The sequence below is a fragment of the Brevibacillus thermoruber 423 genome, from assembly GCF_000454065.1.
GTDB lineage: Bacteria > Bacillota > Bacilli > Brevibacillales > Brevibacillaceae > Brevibacillus > Brevibacillus thermoruber.
In genome coordinates, this window is the sequence record NZ_KE695654.1 from 184,397 (window position 1) to 204,120 (window position 19,724).

The following is a 19,724-nucleotide window of genomic DNA, read 5'->3' on the forward strand; positions in this document are numbered from 1 at the left end:
GCAGCCGCGTTATTTTTTTGCGCCTTCTCTATACTTGTTCAGGAATTCCTGCACCTTTGCCGGATCTGCTTTCAGCTCATTGCCGGTTTTCACGAGCGGGCTGAGGGTCGAGAACGCTTTGATCTTATTGTTGTTGTAGAACTGCAGGATTTCGTCCTGGTTGATCGAGTAAAGCACAGCCTTTCTCAGGTCCTCGCTCTTGGCGACTTCCCGATTTTTGGTGTTGAACAGCAGATACGTCACGCCGTTGCTCGGGATGGTTTGCAGCTTCAGCTTGCTGTCGCCTTTTACAATGTCGTACTTCGTTTCCGGAACGCTGTAGTACACGTGAATCTCACCGCTGCGCAGCGCGGAAAGCGCGCTGTCTGCATCCTTGATGAAGCGGACGATGATTTTCGAGATTCTCGGCTCATGTTCGGTTCCCTTCATGTAGCCGGGGTTTTTGTAGAAGACGGCCTCATAGTCGTTTTTGTAAGCCAGAATATACGGACCGCTTGCATACAGCGTGTTGTTGTACTTGTCGCCTTCGGTTACCGTGTTTTGATCCCCGTACGGGATATCCTTGTTTTTGTCGAACGTCGCGACGTCATACGTATTGATTTTTTCGACCTGCTTCTTGGACACGATCCCTGCCGATTGGTGCGCCAGGTAGTTCAGGACTTGCGGGAACGGTTCGGTCGTCGTCAGTTTGACCACCTGATATTTGCCTGCCTTGTTGTCGGCCTGATTTTTGTCGGCCACCAGCGCGGAAATCTTCGTCTTCAATCCCTTTTCCAGCGCTTCCTTTACGGTTTCGCTGCCGCCGGCTGTCTTCACGGCTTCCAGCGCTTTCAAGTCGGTTACGATCTCGACGTTTTTGATATGCTCATGCAGCGTGTACGTGCGATGATCCGGCACGGAATTTTTGTCTTTCGCCCGCAGCAGGGAGAAGACAACGTCTTCCGCGCCTACGCGCTCGCCCGAATCAACGGCCACCTTGTTCTCCACTTTGGCAAAACGGATGTCGTCACGAAGAATGAAGTAGTATTCCGAATTCCCCTCGGCGATGCTGTGGTTGAGCGACAGCGAGCCTTTGGACGTAATCACGTCGTCATCGGTCAGGTTGACCAGGCGAACGTACATATTGGTGTTGATCATGTTGATGGACCCGTCGTTTCCTTTGATCGGGTCAAGCGACGTCAACGTGGAAGACGCTTGCTGCAGAACCAGAGGCGTGCTGTCGCGCTTGGACTTGTCGACAAAATCAAGTTCTTCCCACGGCAGGGAACGGGACTTGGACAGCCGGATCGATTTCTCGTCGACGACTTCCTTGTTGAACGCCTGGCTCTTCAACGAATTGTACAGCGGTACGATATAGGCTTTGTCGGTGACAAGGCGCTGCTCGAATTTTTTGTAGGTCTCGATAAATTGTTCGGGCGTTTGCGTCGCGGCTTCATCAATCAGCTTGTCGATCTCCGGATCGGACAGGATGCTGTAGTCGCCGCCGGTTTTGAACAGGGAACGCACCGCATAATCGGGGTTGCCGGTGACGGTCGTCCAGCTCGACAGGGCAATGTCAAAATTGCCGGCATCTTGTTGAGCCTTGAAGCTGCCGTAGTCCGGTTGAATGTTCAGCTTGACGGTAAAGCCGTTTTTGGCGAGCTGGTCCCGGATGATGTTGATGTCGGATTCGCTCGTGCTCTGTGCGAGCAATTCAATCGTGATGCCGGACTGATTGCCTGTCGTGTTGGCGGAGGGGTTCGTGCTGTTCCCCGCGGCGTCATTCTCTGTCTGCACGCTGCAGGCGCTCATGGTGAGCATGAAAGCGAGCCCCAGGCCGAATAATGAACGTTTTTTCATGTTCTCTCCTCCTGGACATGATCGTTTTGATTGTATGGATAATCCGCGTGGGACGGATAACGAAAGGGAGATATTCCTAGTCCGTCTTGGGATCGAGCGCGTCCCGCAGCCCGTCTCCCAGAAAATTAAAGGACAAGACCAGCAGCATGATGGCCAGCCCCGGATAAACAGCCAGGTACGGGTGGGATTCCAGGTACGTGCTTCCCAGCTTCAGAATGTTTCCCCACTCCGGAATATGCGGCTCTACGCCGAGTCCCAAGAAGCTCAGGCTGCTCGTGGAAATGACGGCGCTGCCGATCGTTAACGTCGATTTGACGATCATCGGGGCGAGCGCGTTGGGAACGATGTGCTTGAAGATAATGGACAAGTTCCCGGCGCCGAGCGCCCGCGCGGCTTCTACAAACTCATGGGTAGAGACTTGCAGGACATTGGCCCTCATGGTTCGGGCATAGGTGGGGATCGCCCCTGCGCTGAGCGCCACAATCAGGTTGACCGTGTTCGCGCCGAACGCGGCGATAATCGCAATGGCGAGCAGTATGCCCGGAATGGCGTACAACATGTCAAGAAACCGCATGATGAGGTTGTCAGTGTGCCGGCCGTAATAGCCGGAAATCGCGCCGAGAATGCCTCCGACAACCAGCGGGATTGCCGTGGAGACGACCCCGACCATCAACGAGATCCGGGCGCCAAACACGATTCGTGAAAACAGGCATCTGCCGAAATTATCCGTACCGAACGGATAAGCCAGGCTGGGGGATTGAAGGATCGCCCCGTAATTGTTGTTGATGGCGACTCCGTAGCTGAACGTAAAGTAGCTGCAGACGGACAGGGAAAACAGAAAAATGATAAAGAACAACCCCAACATCGATGTGGTATGTCGGGTGAGCCGTTCCCACACGTCTTCCCATTTTGCCGCAGCCGGACTGCCGTGTTGACGAATGCCGGCGAGAAGGTTCAGTCCCAGCAGCAGCGCAAACAGATTGCCGGTTGCCGCAGTCAGGATGAGCGGATAGGCCAGATATTTCAACCAGGAAGGAACATGAGGTCCCCTCACATATTTCGAGACGAGCAGGAACGCGACCAGATGAAAAAGAGCGATCGCCAGCAGAACGAACATGGCAGCCAGGAACGTATTGGCGACATACGGTTTGAACAGATTCAATGCCGATACGGCTATCACAAACAGCCCGGTAAGCACCATGTACACGGCAAAGGTGTAGGCGGGTGTTTTCTGTTTTTTTATCAAGGTAAAGGCAGATGTGACCACAAACAGATTTCCCGTCAGAATACTGAGCAATTGCACATAGCCAAACGCTCTCGTCGCGTTTTGAATGGCACCGTGAGCCAGGATGTCTTTTTTGATCATGGCCGTGATGATGACCTGCAAAACGGTAAAAACAGCGTAGGCCGCAGATGCGGCGAAACCATAAGGATGAACGGTATGGTTGGTGAAGTCATAGCTGTTCAGCAGCAGGATCACCGTCAGGGTCAGCGACAGAATCCAGGCAAAACTGGCCTGACTGTATTCCTGGGAGGCTTTCAGCTTGAACTGGTTTTCTTGTTTGACAGCATACGTCGTACTCATGATTGCACCCGTTTCAGTTTTGTTTCAACTTGGACCGGATTCTGGGATCGAAAAAGGCGTATAACATGTCGACAACCATGTTGACCAGCGAAATGGTGATCGCCGTATACACGACACCGCCCATGATGCCGGGAATATCGGGGATGAATTGCTTGTCTACAATATAGCTGCCGATTCCGCTGATATTGAACACTTTTTCCGTCACAGATGAGCCGCCCAGCATACCGCCGAACTGCAGGCCAATGACGGTGATGATCGGGATGATCGCATTTCGCACGGCATGCTTCAGCAGCACCTGTCGTTGGCCCAGGCCTTTCGCTCTGGCGGTCAGGATATAATCTTCATGCATAACCTCCAGCGTGGCGGATCGCGTCATTCTGGCTACGGCGGCCGTTAACCCCGTTCCCAGCACAACTACCGGCATGATGATGGACAGCCAGTTTTGCGGATTGTAGCTTGCCGGCAGCCAGTGGAGCTTGATCGAGAACGTCAAAATGAACACAAGTCCCTGCCAAAAGTTTGGAATCGACAAGCCGATCAAGGCGACAAACATAAACGTATAGTCAAAGAACGTATTACGCTTCACGGCGGAAATGATCCCCATCGGCAGGGCGATCGCCATGGCCAGCAGCAGCGAAAAGACCGTCAGCGCAAGCGTGATCGGGAACTTTCTGGCGATGGTCGACGTAATCTCTTCGTTGCCGGCAAACGATTTGCCCAGATCAAACGTGAAAATGCCTTTGATGTTGTGCCATAGCTGAACGAGATAAGGCTGATCCAAGCCGTACATGCTATTGAACGCGGCAATCTGCTCGGCCGTAGCCGTTTCCCCCAGGATGTTGGCGGCTGGATCAAACGGCGACAGATACAAAATCGTAAAGACGATGACGGCCACGCCCAGAATGACGAACACGCTCATGACCAGTCTCTCCACAACGTATTTCAGGTACGGATTGCGATAGAGAAACAGCAGCACATACATGAGCAAGCCCGGAAGAAACGATGCCAGCAAAAATACCGGATGCTCAATGAGTGACGTGAACGTGTCGACAAAGCTCACTCTCTTCTGCTGGCCCTGCTGCAGCTTCTGCTCGGTTCGCTCCTTGATCGCCGCCCGAAACTGTGCTTCCGTTATCGTTTCCACTTGTCTGTTCAGTTCCCGCTGACTGACTTGCTGTCCGAAGAAACGGTGCTTTCGCAGCAGCTGCTCCATAATCTCCGCGCGCAGTTCATCCTTGTAACCGGACGCCATCAGTTCGCGTGTGGTGTTGGCCAATTCGGACGAGTAGGGGTCCGTTTTTCGCTTGTATACATGCACGAGCCATACCGCAAGATGAACGGGAGCCCCCAACAGCAGGAGCAGATAACGGTACGGAGGATCTGCGAACATTTTGCGGTAGGTTGCGCTGATGATGGCCGTCAGATTCGTTGCCTCAAACGTTCTGGTTGCTTCTGTCCCCACAACCTTCCAGCCCCCTGATTCCCAAAATTGCATAATCCCGATATGTTTAGTATATTTTATGGTAGCATTTGTTCATAGTCAATAGCAGGTGAGAGAAAAGATGGAGCCCATTTTGCAAGTAAAAGAGTTGTCCGTATCCTTTCAATCCCGCGGCGAGGAAGTTCAGGCCGTGCGCGGCGTAAGTTTCGAGATTCACAAGGGAGAGACGTTGGGCATTGTAGGCGAATCGGGAAGCGGCAAGAGCGTGACTGCCCGCTCCATTATGCGGCTGCTCCCTTCTCCCCCTTCCTTTATCAAAGAAGGTGAAATTGTTTTCCTGGGCGAAAACCTGGTGCACAAAACGGAAAAGGAAATGGAACACATTCGGGGACGGGACATCGGCATGATTTTTCAAGACCCGATGACGTCCCTGAACCCCACCATGACAATCGGAACGCAAATAGCGGAGAGCTTGATCAAGCATCAGCATTTGTCGAAAAAAGAGGCGGAAACGCAGGCCATGGACATGCTGAAACTGGTCGGCATCCGAAACAGCGAAGCCCGTTACCATCAGTACCCGCACGAGTTTTCCGGCGGCATGCGGCAGCGGGTGATGATTGCCATGGCACTGGCCTGCCGTCCCGCCCTGCTGATTGCGGATGAACCGACGACGGCACTTGATGTCACCATCCAGGCCCAGATTCTGAATCTGATGAAAACCATGCAGCAGCGGTTTGGTACGTCCATTCTGCTGATCACGCATGACCTTGGCGTCGTGGCCGGCATGTGTGACCGCGTTGTCGTCATGAAGGACGGAGAAATTGTCGAGACGGGAACGACGGAAGAGATTTTTGCCACTCCCCGTCATCCGTATACGTTGAAATTGTTACACGCGCTTCCGCGTTTGGATGAGAAAAAGAAAGCGAAACCCGCCCCGCTCGTTTTGACCAGGTCGGACAACGACCGGCCGTTCATCGAAGTCAGGTCGCTCAAAAAATATTTCGACCTGGGAAAAGGGAATATCCTGAAAGCGGTCAACGGCGTCAGCTTTCACATTAACCGGGGGGAAACACTGGGCGTCGTGGGCGAATCCGGCTGCGGCAAATCGACGACGGGACGCACGATTTTACGTTTGCACGAGCCGACCGGCGGAGAAGTGCTGTACGATGGGATGTCGATTAACCGGCTGTCCGCGAAGGAAATGAAGATCATGCGCCGTTACATGCAAATGATCTTTCAGGACCCGTACGCGTCGCTGAATCCCCGGCTGCGAGTTCTGGATATTATTGGAGAAGCGCTTGATGTGCAAAAACTGGCGGGGAGCAAGCTGGAACGGCAGAAGCGGGTCGAGGAATTGCTGGACATGGTCGGGCTTGATCCCTCTTTTGCCATGCGTTATCCGCACGAGTTCTCAGGAGGACAGCGCCAGCGAATCGGAATCGCCCGTGCGCTTGCGGTCAATCCTCAATTCATTGTGTGCGACGAGCCTCTCTCCGCTCTCGACGTCTCGATTCAGGCGCAGGTCGTCAAGCTGCTGGAGGAGCTTCAGCACCGTCTCGGTCTGACGTACCTGTTCATCGCGCATGATCTCTCGATGGTCAAGCATATCAGCGACCGCGTAGCCGTTATGTACATGGGGAAAATTGTCGAGCTGGCCGAAAGCGAAGAGCTGTATGCCAATCCACTGCACGACTATACGAAGACATTATTGGCGGCCATTCCGGTTCCCGATCCGCGGATTGAGTCGAAAAAGAAAAGAGTGCTCATGGACGAGCAGGATGAAGGAGACAAGTATAATCTGGAGCATTCCGAGCTTGTCGAAGTGTCCAAAGGACATTGGGTGGCCCTTCCCACCAAGTGATTTCCGCGTGAGCGCGGCAGCAGGGGGCTGTACGGAAAACACGGCAGACATGATCAAGTGTGAAAATTCCCTGCATGAAAGGCATTCAGCGTGTAGACAACGAGTACGAGTCTACACGCTGTATATTGCCATACATATTTTTGCAAATCTGCGAATCAATATCTCTCTTTAGAATGAGGCACTTCATAAGCTTTTTATCAGCTTTTCAGCCTTGATATCTTTTTTCATTTCTAGATTCGCATTCTTATAATCTGACCAAGATTCCAAAATAATTCTTGGTTCCGCTTCTATGATGTCCTTGGCTTTCTCCAAATCGCCTTGCTTGAACGCATGAATAATTGCGATTAAATCCTGACGATCTAACAATTTTACGTGATTGATGCCAGCTAACGTTTCACATGAAGTTGTGAAACTGGTTGACGCAATCACAATAGACTTTTTGGCTTTGTAATATCTCATTGAGGAATAGACCTGTTGGACAGCAGCGATTCCAACTGGATTGTTGATATCTTGGCGTTTAGCCTGAATCACGTTTCGTACTCCGGAACGATCCGTGAAAACAAGGTCAGCGCCAAAATCTCCGCTTCCTACCGTCTTATAGACTCCCGTATACCCCAAAGCAACAAAAAGGCGGTAGAGGTACAGCTCGAATTCATGACCATCTGTCATCTTGTCAATATCTTTTATATCGATTTTTAACGGGTCAAAATCTTTTTGCACAGGGATAGGAAACTTCTTTGAGCCAAATATTTTGGAACCGGCAATAAACATAATCATAAAAACAATCACAATGATGGCTAAGATGGAATAAAACATGCTTCCTCCGAAACTCCTGCTAATTGCTCGTTTTTTCGACAATCAATTCCTTGAATGTCCTTATTACGTGCTATCTCATCTCTAAGACTTCCGCCAAAACGTTGAACAGTCTGCTTTATCCCGAATGTTAAATTCAATGATTTTCGCAAGCAGATCGTAATGGACCGGCTTATTCCACGGGATTCGAAACAATCCCTTGGTAGCGCTGTAGCCAGCCTGTGCAATCTCATCGGCAAACCGCGCAATGCCCGCTTCTTCTGGTGAAACGCTTAAATGCTGCTTCGCTGTGGAAAAGGCAATGATAAATGTGCCGTGGTCGGTAAACATGGGCGTATTCCACTTGATATGCGGTTCCAAATTGGGGAATGTATTGGCAACCCACGCCAACACTTCCTTTGTCCGCTCACGGTGGTCGGGGTTATCAATGCCTGCCAAATACGTTGCAAAAACTTCCATGCGGCTGCCTCCCATCATCATGTCGTGCAACGTACTCCAACTTGCCTGTTAGCGTTATGATTGCCGTCAGTCTCACACGTTATGTCCAGCCGAAAACATTATAAACGTCGACCACCAGGCAGCGATGCCATTTGCCTGCTGTACGCCGCCTTTTTCAGTTATAGGCATACACAACGTCAATAAAACCATCTTCGTCAGGCTCGTTGGACAGAGGAATAAATCCGACGGACAAAAATAGTCGTTTGCTTGCTTCGTTCGTGTGGAAAATACCGCCGATGATTTGTTTGATTCCCGTATTAGCGTATGTATCTATGATTTGCTGCAGTGCTTTTTTTCCATACCCTTTGCGCCTGTAATCAGGGTTTATGATGATGGATATGTATGCCTTGTCCTTTTCTCTTTCCACATCGATTTTACCGATAAACTCGTTCTGGCTTGCGATCAGCCAACAGTCATAGTCAGAATTTGAAGCGACATAATGGATAAATTCCTCTGTCAGTTTTTCAACATGAAAGCTGTCAGCATCGCGGTACCAGCTGTTTACAATCGGAATGTGTTCAATGTGGATGTCGTGAAAAATAAGATCGGCCATCGTTGCTTCCCCTCCAAAATTCCGAAAAATTTGCACGATCTGTTCTTTCCGATTTACTTGAACAAGAGAGGGAGCAGGATCACTTGATTGATGACGTGCGTAGAGATATGTCCGAGCATCGCATATGCTAATCCATGCTTCCAATATAAATAGCCGTATCCAATCCCCGGCAAAAAGTTGAGCAGCAACGTACGGGTGACAGACAGCGGGCTTACACCAAGCATTTGTGCAGTCGCCGGAAGATGTCCAGCCGCAAACAGGAGCGCGGCGACGACAATACCCGCTATGTAAATTCCGTTGCTATTCGCAGATCTCGTCATTTTGCTGGCAATCCATATAATGAGCGTCATTAGTCCGAACCGCAGCAGTATTTCTTCAATGATGCCTCCGTATAATACACTGCCAAGAAAATAAAGCCAGGAGAATGCAAATTTCTCATCCAGTCCCAACGCTTCGGCAAATACAAGCTTTTCCGGAATGGCGATCAAGCAGGCAGACAAGAGTCCGATGGCTACTGCCGCGGCAATGCTTTTTCTGTTATACATAAAAGGTTTGTTCAAACCTACTTTTGGCGAAGCCCACAAACCTGCCATCGTGGCAATCCCCGCCAATACTGCTGTTTGCAGCATCGCCACGATGATCATGACGTTTTTTGACCCCAGTTTGGCGACAATTTCCCTTTCCATTTCAGGCGTTAACGACATGACTTGATATGCGCCTATCACCGCACCTGCCACCAATCCTAAAATGAATACAGCGATTACGTTTTTCATCGTTAACATCTCCCAACAATCTCATCGCGTGGCGTTCCTTCACATGCCCCCGCAACAAGATTTGATTACATGCCATATCCTCAGGTGAGGTGAGTTGCAGCAGCCATTGAAGTCGCTTACGCCCATTTTGTCATATATTACCTCCATAAAGCAATTCCAGACTGGGAGCCTGCGTTACATACGCGCCCGTTCGTTTATGGCCTAATCATGCAATCCCTTTCCGTTGAGAATATGCTGCACATATTTTTCAATCCGTGACTCACGCGTTTTGGATTGTTTGGGTTTAGAAAAATAAAGAATGTATGCTCTTTGCCGTCCCGGCGTCAATGCTTCAAAGGCAGTTTTCAAGGCAGGCATTTCAGCAAATTTCTTTTGCAGTTCTTCAGGAATGGTGAGTTCTGCCTTCTTGCTGCCATCCACTTTCAAACCGGCTTTTTCCACTTCAATCGCTTCATGAATATAGGCTTTCAAGATGGGTTCCATCTCGATGATTTCTTCCACGTTGGTGAAGCGAATCTGACGCGCCGCCTGTACATGTTCCGTTTGTCGGATGAGAATCCCGTGGGCATCCTGCAGCAAGGCCCCTTTGTGAAACAGCAGCGCACAATATTCTTTAAATCCATGTATGAGAACTACGTTTTTCTTCTCATACGTGTAACAAGGATGCATCCACTTAAATTCTTCGGTCAGCCCACAGTCAAGAACGATATTGCGCAACGTCTCATATTCTGCCTTCCATTTTGTTGCTTTCCTGATAAATTCATCAACTTTCGGATTCATTCTACTGCTAGCCATGAAGAACACCCCTTCTTCAATGTTTTGATCACTTCTGCCCGTTAGTTTCATCCTTTCCGTCAGTCTGACACGTTATTTGTCAGTCGGAAATGTGATAATTTTCGAACAACCAGGCACCCCGGGACCCCGGGGCAAATCCAGCCAAACACGAAAAGGATTGAGCTTCGCCCCATGCAAAGCTCAATCCTCTCATAGATTTTTTATCTAAATGGAAAGTCCGCCATCGACAGGAATTACAGCGCCATTGATATAGCTGGCCTCATCGCTTGCCAGGAATACATACACATTCACGACATCCCTTGGTTGTCCCAGCCGTCGGAGAGCGATTTTCTCCTTCATGCCTTGAAGTATAGATTCCGGCATTTTCTCTGTCATCGGGGTCACGATAAAGCCGGGAGCCACAGCGTTCACAAGAATTCCCTTCCTGCCAAGCTCTTTTGCCCACGTTTGTGTCATGGCAATCACCGCCGCTTTCGATGCGGCATAATTCGTTTGACCGAAATTCCCCATTCTCCCCACAATGCTGCTTGTATTAATGATTCTGCCAGCGCCTTCCCTGATCATATGAGGTACTACCGCTTGTGTACAATGAAAGACACCGGTTTGGTTAATGGAGATCACGCGATCCCACTGTTCCTGCGTCATCTTTACAAGCGTAGCGTCCATGGTGATTCCGGCATTATTGATCAAGACATCAATTTTTCCATATCGGTTGATTACTTCACTGACCATCCAGTCCACTTGATCGCGTCTGGATACGTCAACGGCCAGTCCGAGGCCATTCACCTCGTTTGCCACTTTTTCCACCTGCTGCGGATCGCAATCAACGACAACAACATGTGCCCCTTCGTTTGCGAAACATACACTCGCTTCTTTGCCTATTCCCCCTGCTCCTCCCGTAATGATGACAACTTTCCCCGCCAGTTTCATGCGCGACACTCCTCATCACATTTTCGAATCCATCTATATGAGTTGCAATCAATCTCTATTTGTCAAAATTATCCGAACAACATGTCCAATGCCAATACGCCAAGTATGCCGTAAATCGCTACAAGGGTATACATGAAACATACAGATTTGATGGTTTGACCAATCGTCAAATTAAAATACTCCTTTGTCATCCAGAACGAGACATCGCTCGGCGGAGCCCAGGCAATGGAAGCGCTTCCGATGGCCAGTACCATTAATTCAGGACTCACGCCGGTTTCCTGGACGATGGGCAGCATAATTCCTGCTGTCGTTAACACCGTTACGGTGGCAGAACCTACAGCCAATCGAATGATCAGAGCAATCAACCATGCCAAGATAAAGGGAGAGATATCCCAACCGCTAGTGAAATCGGCAATGTATTTTGCCATGCCGCTGTCAAGGATTACTTGCTTGAATGCGCCGCCTCCACCGAGGATGAAAATGATCCCTCCCATGGAGATCAGTGCTCCTTCTGCAATTTTCATGATTTCAACCATCGTCTTTCTCTTTTTACGCAGACCAAACACGAAAACGGCGACGAGAAGGGAAACAAGCAGTGCGATATCCGCATTCCCGATAAAGGTTAATGTTTGATTGATGATCGACGTTTTCGGAAATGCGAACTCTGCAATGACCCCGATCAAAATCAAGATAACGGGTAACAACGTTGTGAATACTGACGTTGCAAAGGATGGGACCTCATCCATGTTAAATTCTTTCTTGGTGACCAAGTGATTGGGGATGTTGATCTCCCAATTCCGATACAGCTTCGCAATCAACGGACCGAAAATCACGGTAGCCGGAATGGCCAACAAAAATCCGTATCCCAGCACAACACCCAAATTCGCCCCTAACGCAGCTGAAATTGCGGTTGGTCCCGGATGCGGCGGCAAGAAGACGTGGGTAATGGAGATTGCAGCCAAAAAGGGCATGCCCACTTTCATCAATTTTACTTTTGCTTCATTGGCGATTGTATACACGATGGGAATAAGCAAAATATAGCTTACTTCATAAAACAAGATTACCCCCAACACAAATGATGCGATACAAATCGCCCAATCCACTCGTTTTTCCCCGAAAATGTCAATCAAGGTAGAAGCAATTCGGTTCGCTCCGCCACCTTCCGAGATGATTTTTCCAAAAACCGCTCCCAACCCAATAATAATCGCCAGATGCCCCAGCGTACCGCCAAGTCCCGCTTCAATGGATTTCACAATCGCTAACGGCTCCATTCCCAGGAAAAGTCCGACGAAGATTGCGGATAACATGAGCGATAAAAACGCGTTAAACTTGCATACAATGACGAGCAGAAACAACAGGACAATCCCTAAAAACAATGCGACAAGCGGCATACCTATACACTCCCTTCCATTTTGGAGGATACTGTGATTTCAACATCGGGGGCTTTTCCCGCTTTCCTATAGACGCGAACCAAAATAGACAATATTGTCTTCGAATTTCGGAGGTCTGCCCTTTTTCTCCGCTTCTTTCACCAAGTGAACGACCAAATCGTTGTACGGCGTTTGCAGCCCTGCCTCCCTTCCTTTTTTGCTGACGAAGCCGTTGATATAATCAATTTCTGTCGGTCTCTGTTTCTCCAAATCTTGCAGCATGCTGGCTTTTGTATTGCTGTGCGGTCCCCATACTTCCTGGTAAAAGCTCATTTTATTAGGTACGTCATCGTGATCCCGGAGCTCAAGGAATTCCATGTCTTTTCCCTGCATCGGCTCCAAGCGAATGCCGTGCGCATGTGCCACCTTGATCGTTTCATCGGCTATATGGGCCAAATGAAACATCGCTGCCTCATTCCTCAAAATGTCACCGAAACGGCAGCCCAATGCCGCCGACATTCCGCTAAATGTGGCATTCATCAAGAGTTTTGCCCACTTGATTCCCTGAATGTTTGAAGAAATATGACAATGTCCAACGAGATCCAGCACCTTCTTTACTTCCTGGATGCGAGGCGTTATCGTTCCATCCAGTTCTCCAATGTCAAACGCATAGTTTTGCATCGTATGCACTTCCGTTGCCAGTTCTGAAATCCCTGGGCCCAACCATGTAGCCCCGAACCCGACCACGCCTCCAATGGTTCTTTCGCGTCCGATCACGGACGAGACATAATCCTCAGGCACACCATTTTGCAGCGTACACACGATGCTGTCCTCAGACAGATGGGGGAGTAGTTGTTCCAGCGTCGTTTTGTTATAAACCTGCTTGGTCAGCAGAAAAACCAGATCGTACGTACCTGTCATTTCGCTCGGCACAATCGCTTTTACGGGTACACACAGGTCCAAAAAGCCCGTAATTTTTGCCCCTGATTCGTTGAGTGCGGCCACATGCTCCTTGTTAATATCGATTAACTCTATCTCTTGTCCCCCTTTTGTAATGAGCCCTCCGATGATCGTACCCAACGAACCCGCACCCATAATTGCCATTCTCATCTGTTTTCCTCCTCGTTCACTCGCCGATTCTCTTGATTGGTCTAATGTGAAATCGCTTACATTTTTTCATGTACGCATCGTCATCAAAAAAATGTTCCGTGGCTTATGGATGTTTTGCTGCCCCTTTGGATTTCTTCAAACCCAAAATCTCTCTCGCTTCATTGGGCGTTGCAACGTCTCTCCCCAGCATGTTTGATAATTGGACGATTCGTTCCACAAATTGCGCATTCGTCTTTGCTAATTCCCCTTTTCGAAAATAAACACTGTCCTCCATGCCCACGCGGACATGCCCTCCCAATAGAATGCTCATGGTATTGATCGTCAATTGATCTTTGCTGGCCCCGATCGCTGACCATGTGGAACCAGGGGGAAGGCTTTCAACCAAAAACATCAGATTTCGAGGGGTAGCCCGCATTCCTCCCTGTATGCCCAGGACAAATTGAAAGTGAGCGGGCAAATCAATCAGACCTTTTTCCGCCATCCTCAACGTATTCTCCAGCATACCGACTTCAAATATTTCAATTTCCGGCTTTATCCGATGTTCTTTCATTTTTAACGCCAAACGCTCCAGAAACTGTGGAGTGTTATAAAAGACATGCGAGCCAAAATTCATCGTACCAGCATCAAAGGTCGCCATCTCCGGTTCCAATTCACAAACCTTCAGTCTGTCTTCATCGTTCATAAACAAACCGCCAGCCGTCGTTAAGTTGATAATGATATCGCACTTGTCCTGAATGCGAGCGACGACTTCCCTGTACGTATCCAAATCCAAGGTATTGTTACCGTTTTCATCTTTCACATGAATGTGAGCGATCGATGCGCCCGCTTGCCAAGCCTCATAAACGGAATCGGCGATTTCCTTTGGAGTAAGCGGCAGGTAGGGCGTATGCTCACGAGTCGTCTGAGAACCTGTGGGGGCAACCGTGATAATCAATTTTTCCATCGCAATTCCTCCTCGTATTGTTATTTGAAAGCGTGATCGTAAAAGGATCATCGAAACGTTTCGATAAAGAGCACAAAAAATACGTGAAGTCCCTGTAGATTCCATCTCACATGTTCGTGAACAAAGCGGAAAACCATGAATGTTAACTACCTCTCTCACAATCTGCACCGACACGCAACCACTGCTTCTTCTGTCGAAACGTTTCGCTAATCGGTATTTTTATTATAATGAGCAAAATGTATAGAATCAATTGTTTTTGCCGAAAATTTTTATAATTCCCAACTTACCTGCTTCACTACAGCCACAAGAAAAAACCATTTTCACTTTCAGTAAGAAAGGAAACTGGTTTTTCATAAATACAGATATCAGCTTCATTTTCTTTTTTGTGCACCGCAGCTTTCACGGATTACCAAGGATGGCGTGAGGATAATTTGCCGCGCCACCATCTGTTTCTTTTCCTGTATCATCTGCAGCAGCAATTCCATCGATAATTTCCCCAACTCATACGTGGAGTGATCGACACTGGATAGGGGAACCAGGAAATTTTCCGAAAAGGAGCTGTTATCATTTCCGATAACGGCAATATCCTCGGGTACGCGAATTCCCGCTTCTCTTAGCCCCTTGATCACCCCGAACGCGACAATATCGCTCACAGCACAGATCGCCTCGGGCAATTCTTTCACCTGTTCGAGCATCTTTTTTACATTCCGGTATCCCGATTCCATAGAGTATTCCCCGTCAAACACGAGCATGGGGTCAACCTCTAATCCATGTTGAGCCATACATGCGATAAATCCGGCTTTTCTTTCCCGTGCCGTGTTGATTTCCAGATTGCCGCCAAAATACGCAATTCGTTTGTACCCTAGAGAAACCAGGTGATTTACGGCTAATTCAGAACTGAGCGGATTGTTGATTCCAACAAAATTTTTATCATACCCGGGTGGTTTTCGATTGATTAACACATATTTTAACCCTGTTTTTTCAATTTCGTTTAAATCCTTCGCTGTAGCAATATTCGCCAGAAGAATGCCATCGACCTGTTTTTCGACCATGAGCTCCAAATATGCCTGAATGCGATTTCGATCATTTGAGATATTACATAAAATTACATTGATGTTATTGTCAAATGCCACATCTTCAATGCCTTTAATCATCGGCGGGTAAAAGGGATTTAAAATATCTGTCACAATGAAGCCAATGGTATTCGTGGACTTCTTTTTCAGGCTCCGTGCTACTGCATTTGGCCGATAATTCAGTTCCTCAATCGCCTGCATCACTCTTTTCGTCAGTTCCGGACTCACATATGCGGATTGATTAATGACAGCCGAAACGGTCGAAAGTGACACTTTCGCTCTCTTGGAAATGTCCTTCATCGTAGCCATGTGAAACCTCCACGAAAACGTTTCGATACTGTTACTGTATACGAAATGTAGAACAATTGCAATTTTATTACGGTTTAAAAAATACAGTACATGTAATCAAACGGAAGCATTGGTGCCATCACCCCCTGTTATAAAGACCGGTGCGGTCATTTACAGCGGGATGGGCGGTTCGCCGCATGTGATGCTCGGAAATCATGCATTGTTTGGCGCGGACGCGCTGAAAGACGAAAAAAGAGCCGAGGAAATCAGGAAGCATCCCTGGATTTCGCTCGGCTTTCGCTCTTTCAAAACGGCTTTGCAATATCCGCTCCAAATCCGCGCCTCCCAGCGGACGTCACGGATTGCCGTTATCCGTTTTTCCAGATGTACCTTGGCCCCTCAGCTCCAATCACTCCGCTCGGAATAAACCCCGCTTTTTCAAGAACTCTTTGGGAGGCAATATTGTCCGGCTCTGTTTCGGCTTCTATCGATAACACTCCTGGCTGTTTCGATGCCCAGCGAACCGCTGCGGATACCGCTTCCGTCATCAAACCTTTACCTTCGTATTCCGGATCCATTCCGTAGCCGATTTCAATCATTCCATTGTCGTTCAGTCCTTTGAATGACAAACTGCCAACAATTCTTCCGCTTTCATCGTTTAGCTGCAACACCCACAGCGCATGCCAAAGGCGTTGCTCCGGATTCTTCAGGCAACCGGCAAGCATTTCTGAATAAGCGGCTTTCAGCGCTTCGTTTGATTCGTTATGAATCACGTCAAGCATTTCTTCATCAGAAAGCGGATAAATATTCAGTCTCTCTGTTTGAATCATTTCGATCTCTTGCCCTTTCTACCCTCATTCAGGGTTTAATGATCGCTGTTAAGAAACTGTTTCGTCCATTTATAACTTTAAATCTAGTATCGTAAGAATCTTATCACGCACCCAGATGTAGCTTTACTGCGTGGATGGCATCATTCCATTTCGCTGGTACAGGGCCTATTTCTTTCCAAACTGGGCGAGCCTTGCACGGGCATCGGCAAAGTCCCCTAGACTCGAATAGCCGTATAGCGTCTCCAGCCTCAGTGCGTCGTCCAATGGGCGTCCGATCAGTTCAAGGATGGTCTCCTTGGCGGAACGAACGGCATTGCGGCTGTTGCGCCGTATCATGCGCGCTGTCTCCTCGGCGGTCTGCATCAGTTCTTCCGGCGGCACGACGCGGGTGACCAGTCTTAGCGCGAGCGCCTCCTGGGCCGAGACCTCCCGTCCTGTCAGGGTGAGATCAAGGGCCACGCCGACCCCGGCCACCGCCACCAGGCGGACAAGGCCGCCATCACCTTGGTGCAGGCCATAGCGCACCTCGAAGACACCGAATTTGGCCTTTTCGGAAGCGATGCGGATATCACAGGCCAGGGCGATTTCCAGGCCGGCCCGACGGCATAGCCGTTGATCGCAGCAATGATGGGCTTGTAGATACGGTGCTGCCCACGAGTCAGCCCACCGCCGAGGCCATGGGGAATATTCTTGCGGACATCCAGCATGTTGGCCCCCTCCCACTTGGGGATAAAGGTCTTTAGATCGGCGCCGGCGCAAAAAGCCCGCCCACTGCCGGTGAGAATGGCCACATCCACGGCATCGTCGGCGGCGAAATCCCGCCACACTTCCGCCAGTTCTGCGTTGGTGGCCTCGTCAATGGCATTCATCGCCTCGGGGCGGTTGAGGGTGACATAGGCCACGCCATCCTTTTTTCATAGAGAACATTGCTCATAAGGATGTACCTCCCGGCGTCCCCTACCAGGGGACATCTACGTATTTGTCCAGCTTGGCCTTGGCGATGGTCAGGCTGGCGTGGGTCCGACCAGTTCCGGCGAATTGCCGGTTACCGCCTTGGTAGCCTCGATCCATTCGCCGGGCACAAAGCCGGTGACCCTGTCTAAAAGCAGCAGCGGGTAGCGCTGGGGCAGGTATTTTTCCTTCAGTTCGGTGAAGCCAATCACGCAACCGATTGTTGCCATATGAATTTCTTCTCTGAGATGTAGTCTTGGTCGATCCTCAGGAGATTGACTATTCAGACAATAGTTTAAGGACTAGTCTGCTAGAATAATCACATTGGAACAGCAAAAGGATGGATACACTTTCGAAAGAGGTTACCTGACCGCTATGCGTTGGAGCAACAAAAGCGTGCATTAGAAGATACTCTCTCGAAAGAAGTTGACACAGAAACAAACATACACGCTTTCCAAGCGGAAATTCAGCGTTTTATCAGCCTTCAGTTCGATAACGAAGAAACGCTTCGGCACGTCCTGCACAGGCTCATCGACCGTATAGAAGTGTCGGCGGACGGACTAATCACCATCCATTACAATTCCAAACATCCAACACAAAAGGGAGCCTAATGCTCGGCTCCCCTTTTTACCAATAATGCCACACTCTCCACATGCCCCGTATGCGGGAACATATCTACCGGCTGCACTTCCTTCACCTCGTACAGCTCCGCCAGCACCTTCAAATCCCGGGCCAGCGTCGACGGGTTGCAGGAGACGTACACCACCCGCTGCGGCTTCATTTGCAATATGGTCGTCAGCAGCGCCTCGTCACAGCCTTTGCGCGGCGGGTCGACGACGATCACGTCGGGGCGGATGCCCTGGTCCTTCCACGCGGGGATGACCACCTCGGCCGGGCCGGTCTCAAAGGTGACGTTGGCGATGCCGTTCAGTTCGGCGTTGCGGTTGGCGTCGGCGATCGCCTCCGGCACGATCTCCACGCCGTAGACGTGACGGGATTTTTGCGCCAGAAAGAGCGAGATCGTCCCGATGCCGCAGTAAGCGTCGATCACCGTTTCCGTCCCCGTGGCGCCGGCATACTCCAGCGTTTTGTTGTACAGTACCTCCGTCTGCACCGGATTCACCTGGTAAAACGAGCGGGCGGAGATGGCAAATTTGATCGGGCCGATGTAGTCGTAGATGACATCGCTGCCCCAGAGCGTGACTGTCTTTTTGCCGAAAATGACGTTGGTCTTCTCCGGGTTGACGTTCTGCACGATGCTGGTCACGCCCGGCACCTGGGCGCGGATGGATTCGATCAGCATCTCCCGCTGCGGGATGAAATCCTCCGTCGTCACCAGCACGACCATCACTTCACCAGTGCGCGCTCCCACCTTGGCCACCACATGTCGCAGGAGGCCGGTGTGGCGCACTTCGTCGTACGGCGGAATGCCCAGCCGGGCGGCAATCCGCTTGACGGCGGCGACCGCCTCGTCGTTGGCCGGGTGCTGGATCAGGCATTCGTCCATGTCGACAATCTCGTGGGAGCGCTCGGCGTAAAAGCCGCCCACCAGCGCCCCGTTCTCCTCGCCGATCGGCACCTGGGCCTTGTTGCGGTAGCGCCACGGATCGCTCATCCCGATCGTCGGATGGACGACGACCGCGCCCTCCCCTTCCACGGGAAAGCCGCCGATCCGGCGCAGGTTGTCTTTGACGATCTGCTGCTTGTGCCTAAGCTGCTCCTCGTAGGCGAGGTGCTGCAGTGAACAGCCGCCGCAGCGGTCAAACACCGGACAGGGCGGCTGGTCGCGGTGCGGACTGGCTTCGATCACGTCCAGCAGCGCGGCGAAGCCGTAGCTCTTTTTCACGTGCTCCACGCGTGCGCGCACCCGCTCCCCGGCCAGCGCTCCCTGCACGAACAGGGTGTAGCCGTCCACCCGGCCGACGCCCGCTCCTTCGTGATTGAGTCCGGTAATCTCCACTTCTACGGTTTGTCCGAGGCGGACCGGCAGGTCAAGCTCCTGCTTGACCGCCAGTCCGCGCCGCTTCTTTGCTGTCTTGGCCACAACTTCTGCTCCTTTTCACTTCATACT

The 19,724-nt window shown here is 50.3% G+C and carries 18 protein-coding genes and 1 pseudogene; 1 reads left to right on the forward strand and 18 read right to left on the reverse strand.

The window, feature by feature from the left end; all coding sequences use genetic code 11:
• Positions 1–9: 9 nt before the first annotated feature.
• From M516_RS0120380 to M516_RS0120390, 3 genes are all read right to left on the reverse strand, one after another.
• Positions 10–1,839 carry an ABC transporter substrate-binding protein gene (locus M516_RS0120380; protein ID WP_029100758.1) on the reverse strand — a complete coding sequence of 610 codons (1,830 nt, stop codon included), beginning with the start codon at positions 1,837–1,839 and terminating at the stop codon, positions 10–12.
• A gap of 76 nt (positions 1,840–1,915) precedes the next feature.
• Positions 1,916–3,424, reverse strand: coding sequence for an ABC transporter permease (locus M516_RS0120385; RefSeq protein WP_035290396.1), 1,509 nt, complete (start codon positions 3,422–3,424; stop codon positions 1,916–1,918).
• A 13-nt stretch (positions 3,425–3,437) separates the two neighbouring features.
• On the reverse strand, positions 3,438–4,814 hold the full coding sequence (locus M516_RS0120390; RefSeq protein ID WP_152523457.1) for an ABC transporter permease: 1,377 nt from the start codon (positions 4,812–4,814) through the stop codon (positions 3,438–3,440).
• Positions 4,815–4,986: 172 nt separating this feature from the next.
• Between M516_RS0120390 and M516_RS0120395 the strand changes: the two genes are divergently transcribed.
• Positions 4,987–6,726 (forward strand): ABC transporter ATP-binding protein, encoded by a 1,740-nt coding sequence (locus tag M516_RS0120395; RefSeq protein ID WP_029100761.1) that lies wholly within the window; start codon positions 4,987–4,989, stop codon positions 6,724–6,726.
• A 183-nt stretch (positions 6,727–6,909) separates the two neighbouring features.
• Here M516_RS0120395 and M516_RS0120400 read toward each other — a convergent pair whose 3' ends face one another.
• The 15 genes and pseudogenes from M516_RS0120400 to rlmD all read right to left on the reverse strand — a co-directional run bounded on the left by M516_RS0120400 (position 6,910) and on the right by rlmD (position 19,697).
• Positions 6,910–7,497 carry a restriction endonuclease gene (locus M516_RS0120400; RefSeq protein WP_413542000.1) on the reverse strand — a complete coding sequence of 196 codons (588 nt, stop codon included), beginning with the start codon at positions 7,495–7,497 and terminating at the stop codon, positions 6,910–6,912.
• Positions 7,498–7,623: 126 nt separating this feature from the next.
• The gene (locus M516_RS0120405; RefSeq protein ID WP_029100763.1) at positions 7,624–7,998 is read right to left on the reverse strand and encodes an iron chaperone; all 375 of its coding nucleotides are present in this window, start codon (positions 7,996–7,998) and stop codon (positions 7,624–7,626) included.
• Between the two features lie 154 nt (positions 7,999–8,152).
• A complete protein-coding gene (locus tag M516_RS0120410; RefSeq protein ID WP_029100764.1) occupies positions 8,153–8,590 on the reverse strand; it encodes a GNAT family N-acetyltransferase in 438 nt (145 codons plus the stop codon).
• A 53-nt stretch (positions 8,591–8,643) separates the two neighbouring features.
• On the reverse strand, positions 8,644–9,363 hold the full coding sequence (locus tag M516_RS0120415; protein WP_029100765.1) for a CPBP family intramembrane glutamic endopeptidase: 720 nt from the start codon (positions 9,361–9,363) through the stop codon (positions 8,644–8,646).
• A gap of 201 nt (positions 9,364–9,564) precedes the next feature.
• The gene (locus M516_RS0120420) at positions 9,565–10,158 is read right to left on the reverse strand and encodes a YdeI/OmpD-associated family protein (RefSeq protein WP_029100766.1); all 594 of its coding nucleotides are present in this window, start codon (positions 10,156–10,158) and stop codon (positions 9,565–9,567) included.
• A gap of 204 nt (positions 10,159–10,362) precedes the next feature.
• The gene (gene fabG / locus M516_RS0120425; RefSeq protein WP_029100767.1) at positions 10,363–11,088 is read right to left on the reverse strand and encodes a 3-oxoacyl-ACP reductase FabG; all 726 of its coding nucleotides are present in this window, start codon (positions 11,086–11,088) and stop codon (positions 10,363–10,365) included.
• A 68-nt stretch (positions 11,089–11,156) separates the two neighbouring features.
• Positions 11,157–12,479, reverse strand: a complete 1,323-nt coding sequence (locus tag M516_RS0120430; RefSeq protein ID WP_029100768.1) for a gluconate:H+ symporter — start codon at positions 12,477–12,479, stop codon at positions 11,157–11,159.
• A gap of 66 nt (positions 12,480–12,545) precedes the next feature.
• Positions 12,546–13,568, reverse strand: a complete 1,023-nt coding sequence (locus tag M516_RS0120435) for a ketopantoate reductase family protein (protein ID WP_029100769.1) — start codon at positions 13,566–13,568, stop codon at positions 12,546–12,548.
• A gap of 103 nt (positions 13,569–13,671) precedes the next feature.
• Complete coding sequence (locus tag M516_RS0120440) at positions 13,672–14,511, reverse strand: beta-keto acid cleavage family enzyme (RefSeq protein ID WP_029100770.1); 840 nt, start codon at positions 14,509–14,511, stop codon at positions 13,672–13,674.
• Between the two features lie 371 nt (positions 14,512–14,882).
• Positions 14,883–15,893, reverse strand: coding sequence for a LacI family DNA-binding transcriptional regulator (locus tag M516_RS0120445; RefSeq protein WP_029100771.1), 1,011 nt, complete (start codon positions 15,891–15,893; stop codon positions 14,883–14,885).
• 118 nt (positions 15,894–16,011) lie between these two features.
• Positions 16,012–16,206: a hypothetical protein gene (locus M516_RS25300; RefSeq protein WP_152523448.1), complete on the reverse strand. Its 195-nt coding sequence runs from the start codon at positions 16,204–16,206 to the stop codon at positions 16,012–16,014.
• Positions 16,207–16,240: 34 nt separating this feature from the next.
• Complete coding sequence (locus tag M516_RS24080) at positions 16,241–16,702, reverse strand: GNAT family N-acetyltransferase (RefSeq protein WP_029100772.1); 462 nt, start codon at positions 16,700–16,702, stop codon at positions 16,241–16,243.
• 165 nt (positions 16,703–16,867) lie between these two features.
• Positions 16,868–17,604: pseudogene (locus tag M516_RS26060) on the reverse strand (enoyl-CoA hydratase/isomerase family protein).
• Between the two features lie 102 nt (positions 17,605–17,706).
• Positions 17,707–17,883, reverse strand: coding sequence for a hotdog family protein (locus M516_RS25770; protein ID WP_193747004.1), 177 nt, complete (start codon positions 17,881–17,883; stop codon positions 17,707–17,709).
• Between the two features lie 377 nt (positions 17,884–18,260).
• Entirely contained in the window at positions 18,261–19,697 is a 1,437-nt protein-coding gene (rlmD, locus tag M516_RS0120470) for a 23S rRNA (uracil(1939)-C(5))-methyltransferase RlmD (protein ID WP_029100774.1), read from the reverse strand.
• Positions 19,698–19,724: the final 27 nt, after the last annotated feature.

Bases quoted from the DNA above. Each gene is read 5' to 3' on its own strand.
- M516_RS0120380 (WP_029100758.1), bottom strand. From the start codon at position 1,839: ATGAAAAAACGTTCATTATTCGGCCTGGGGCTCGCTTTCATGCTCACC.
- M516_RS0120385 (WP_035290396.1), bottom strand. From the start codon at position 3,424: ATGAGTACGACGTATGCTGTCAAACAAGAAAACCAGTTCAAGCTGAAA.
- M516_RS0120390 (WP_152523457.1), bottom strand. From the start codon at position 4,814: ATGTTCGCAGATCCTCCGTACCGTTATCTGCTCCTGCTGTTGGGGGCT.
- M516_RS0120395 (WP_029100761.1), top strand. From the start codon at position 4,987: ATGGAGCCCATTTTGCAAGTAAAAGAGTTGTCCGTATCCTTTCAATCC.
- M516_RS0120400 (WP_413542000.1), bottom strand. From the start codon at position 7,497: ATGTTTATTGCCGGTTCCAAAATATTTGGCTCAAAGAAGTTTCCTATC.
- M516_RS0120405 (WP_029100763.1), bottom strand. From the start codon at position 7,998: ATGGAAGTTTTTGCAACGTATTTGGCAGGCATTGATAACCCCGACCAC.
- M516_RS0120410 (WP_029100764.1), bottom strand. From the start codon at position 8,590: ATGGCCGATCTTATTTTTCACGACATCCACATTGAACACATTCCGATT.
- M516_RS0120415 (WP_029100765.1), bottom strand. From the start codon at position 9,363: ATGAAAAACGTAATCGCTGTATTCATTTTAGGATTGGTGGCAGGTGCG.
- M516_RS0120420 (WP_029100766.1), bottom strand. From the start codon at position 10,158: ATGGCTAGCAGTAGAATGAATCCGAAAGTTGATGAATTTATCAGGAAA.
- fabG (WP_029100767.1), bottom strand. From the start codon at position 11,088: ATGAAACTGGCGGGGAAAGTTGTCATCATTACGGGAGGAGCAGGGGGA.
- M516_RS0120430 (WP_029100768.1), bottom strand. From the start codon at position 12,479: ATGCCGCTTGTCGCATTGTTTTTAGGGATTGTCCTGTTGTTTCTGCTC.
- M516_RS0120435 (WP_029100769.1), bottom strand. From the start codon at position 13,568: ATGAGAATGGCAATTATGGGTGCGGGTTCGTTGGGTACGATCATCGGA.
- M516_RS0120440 (WP_029100770.1), bottom strand. From the start codon at position 14,511: ATGGAAAAATTGATTATCACGGTTGCCCCCACAGGTTCTCAGACGACT.
- M516_RS0120445 (WP_029100771.1), bottom strand. From the start codon at position 15,893: ATGGCTACGATGAAGGACATTTCCAAGAGAGCGAAAGTGTCACTTTCG.
- M516_RS24080 (WP_029100772.1), bottom strand. From the start codon at position 16,702: ATGATTCAAACAGAGAGACTGAATATTTATCCGCTTTCTGATGAAGAA.
- M516_RS25770 (WP_193747004.1), bottom strand. From the start codon at position 17,883: ATGGCAACAATCGGTTGCGTGATTGGCTTCACCGAACTGAAGGAAAAA.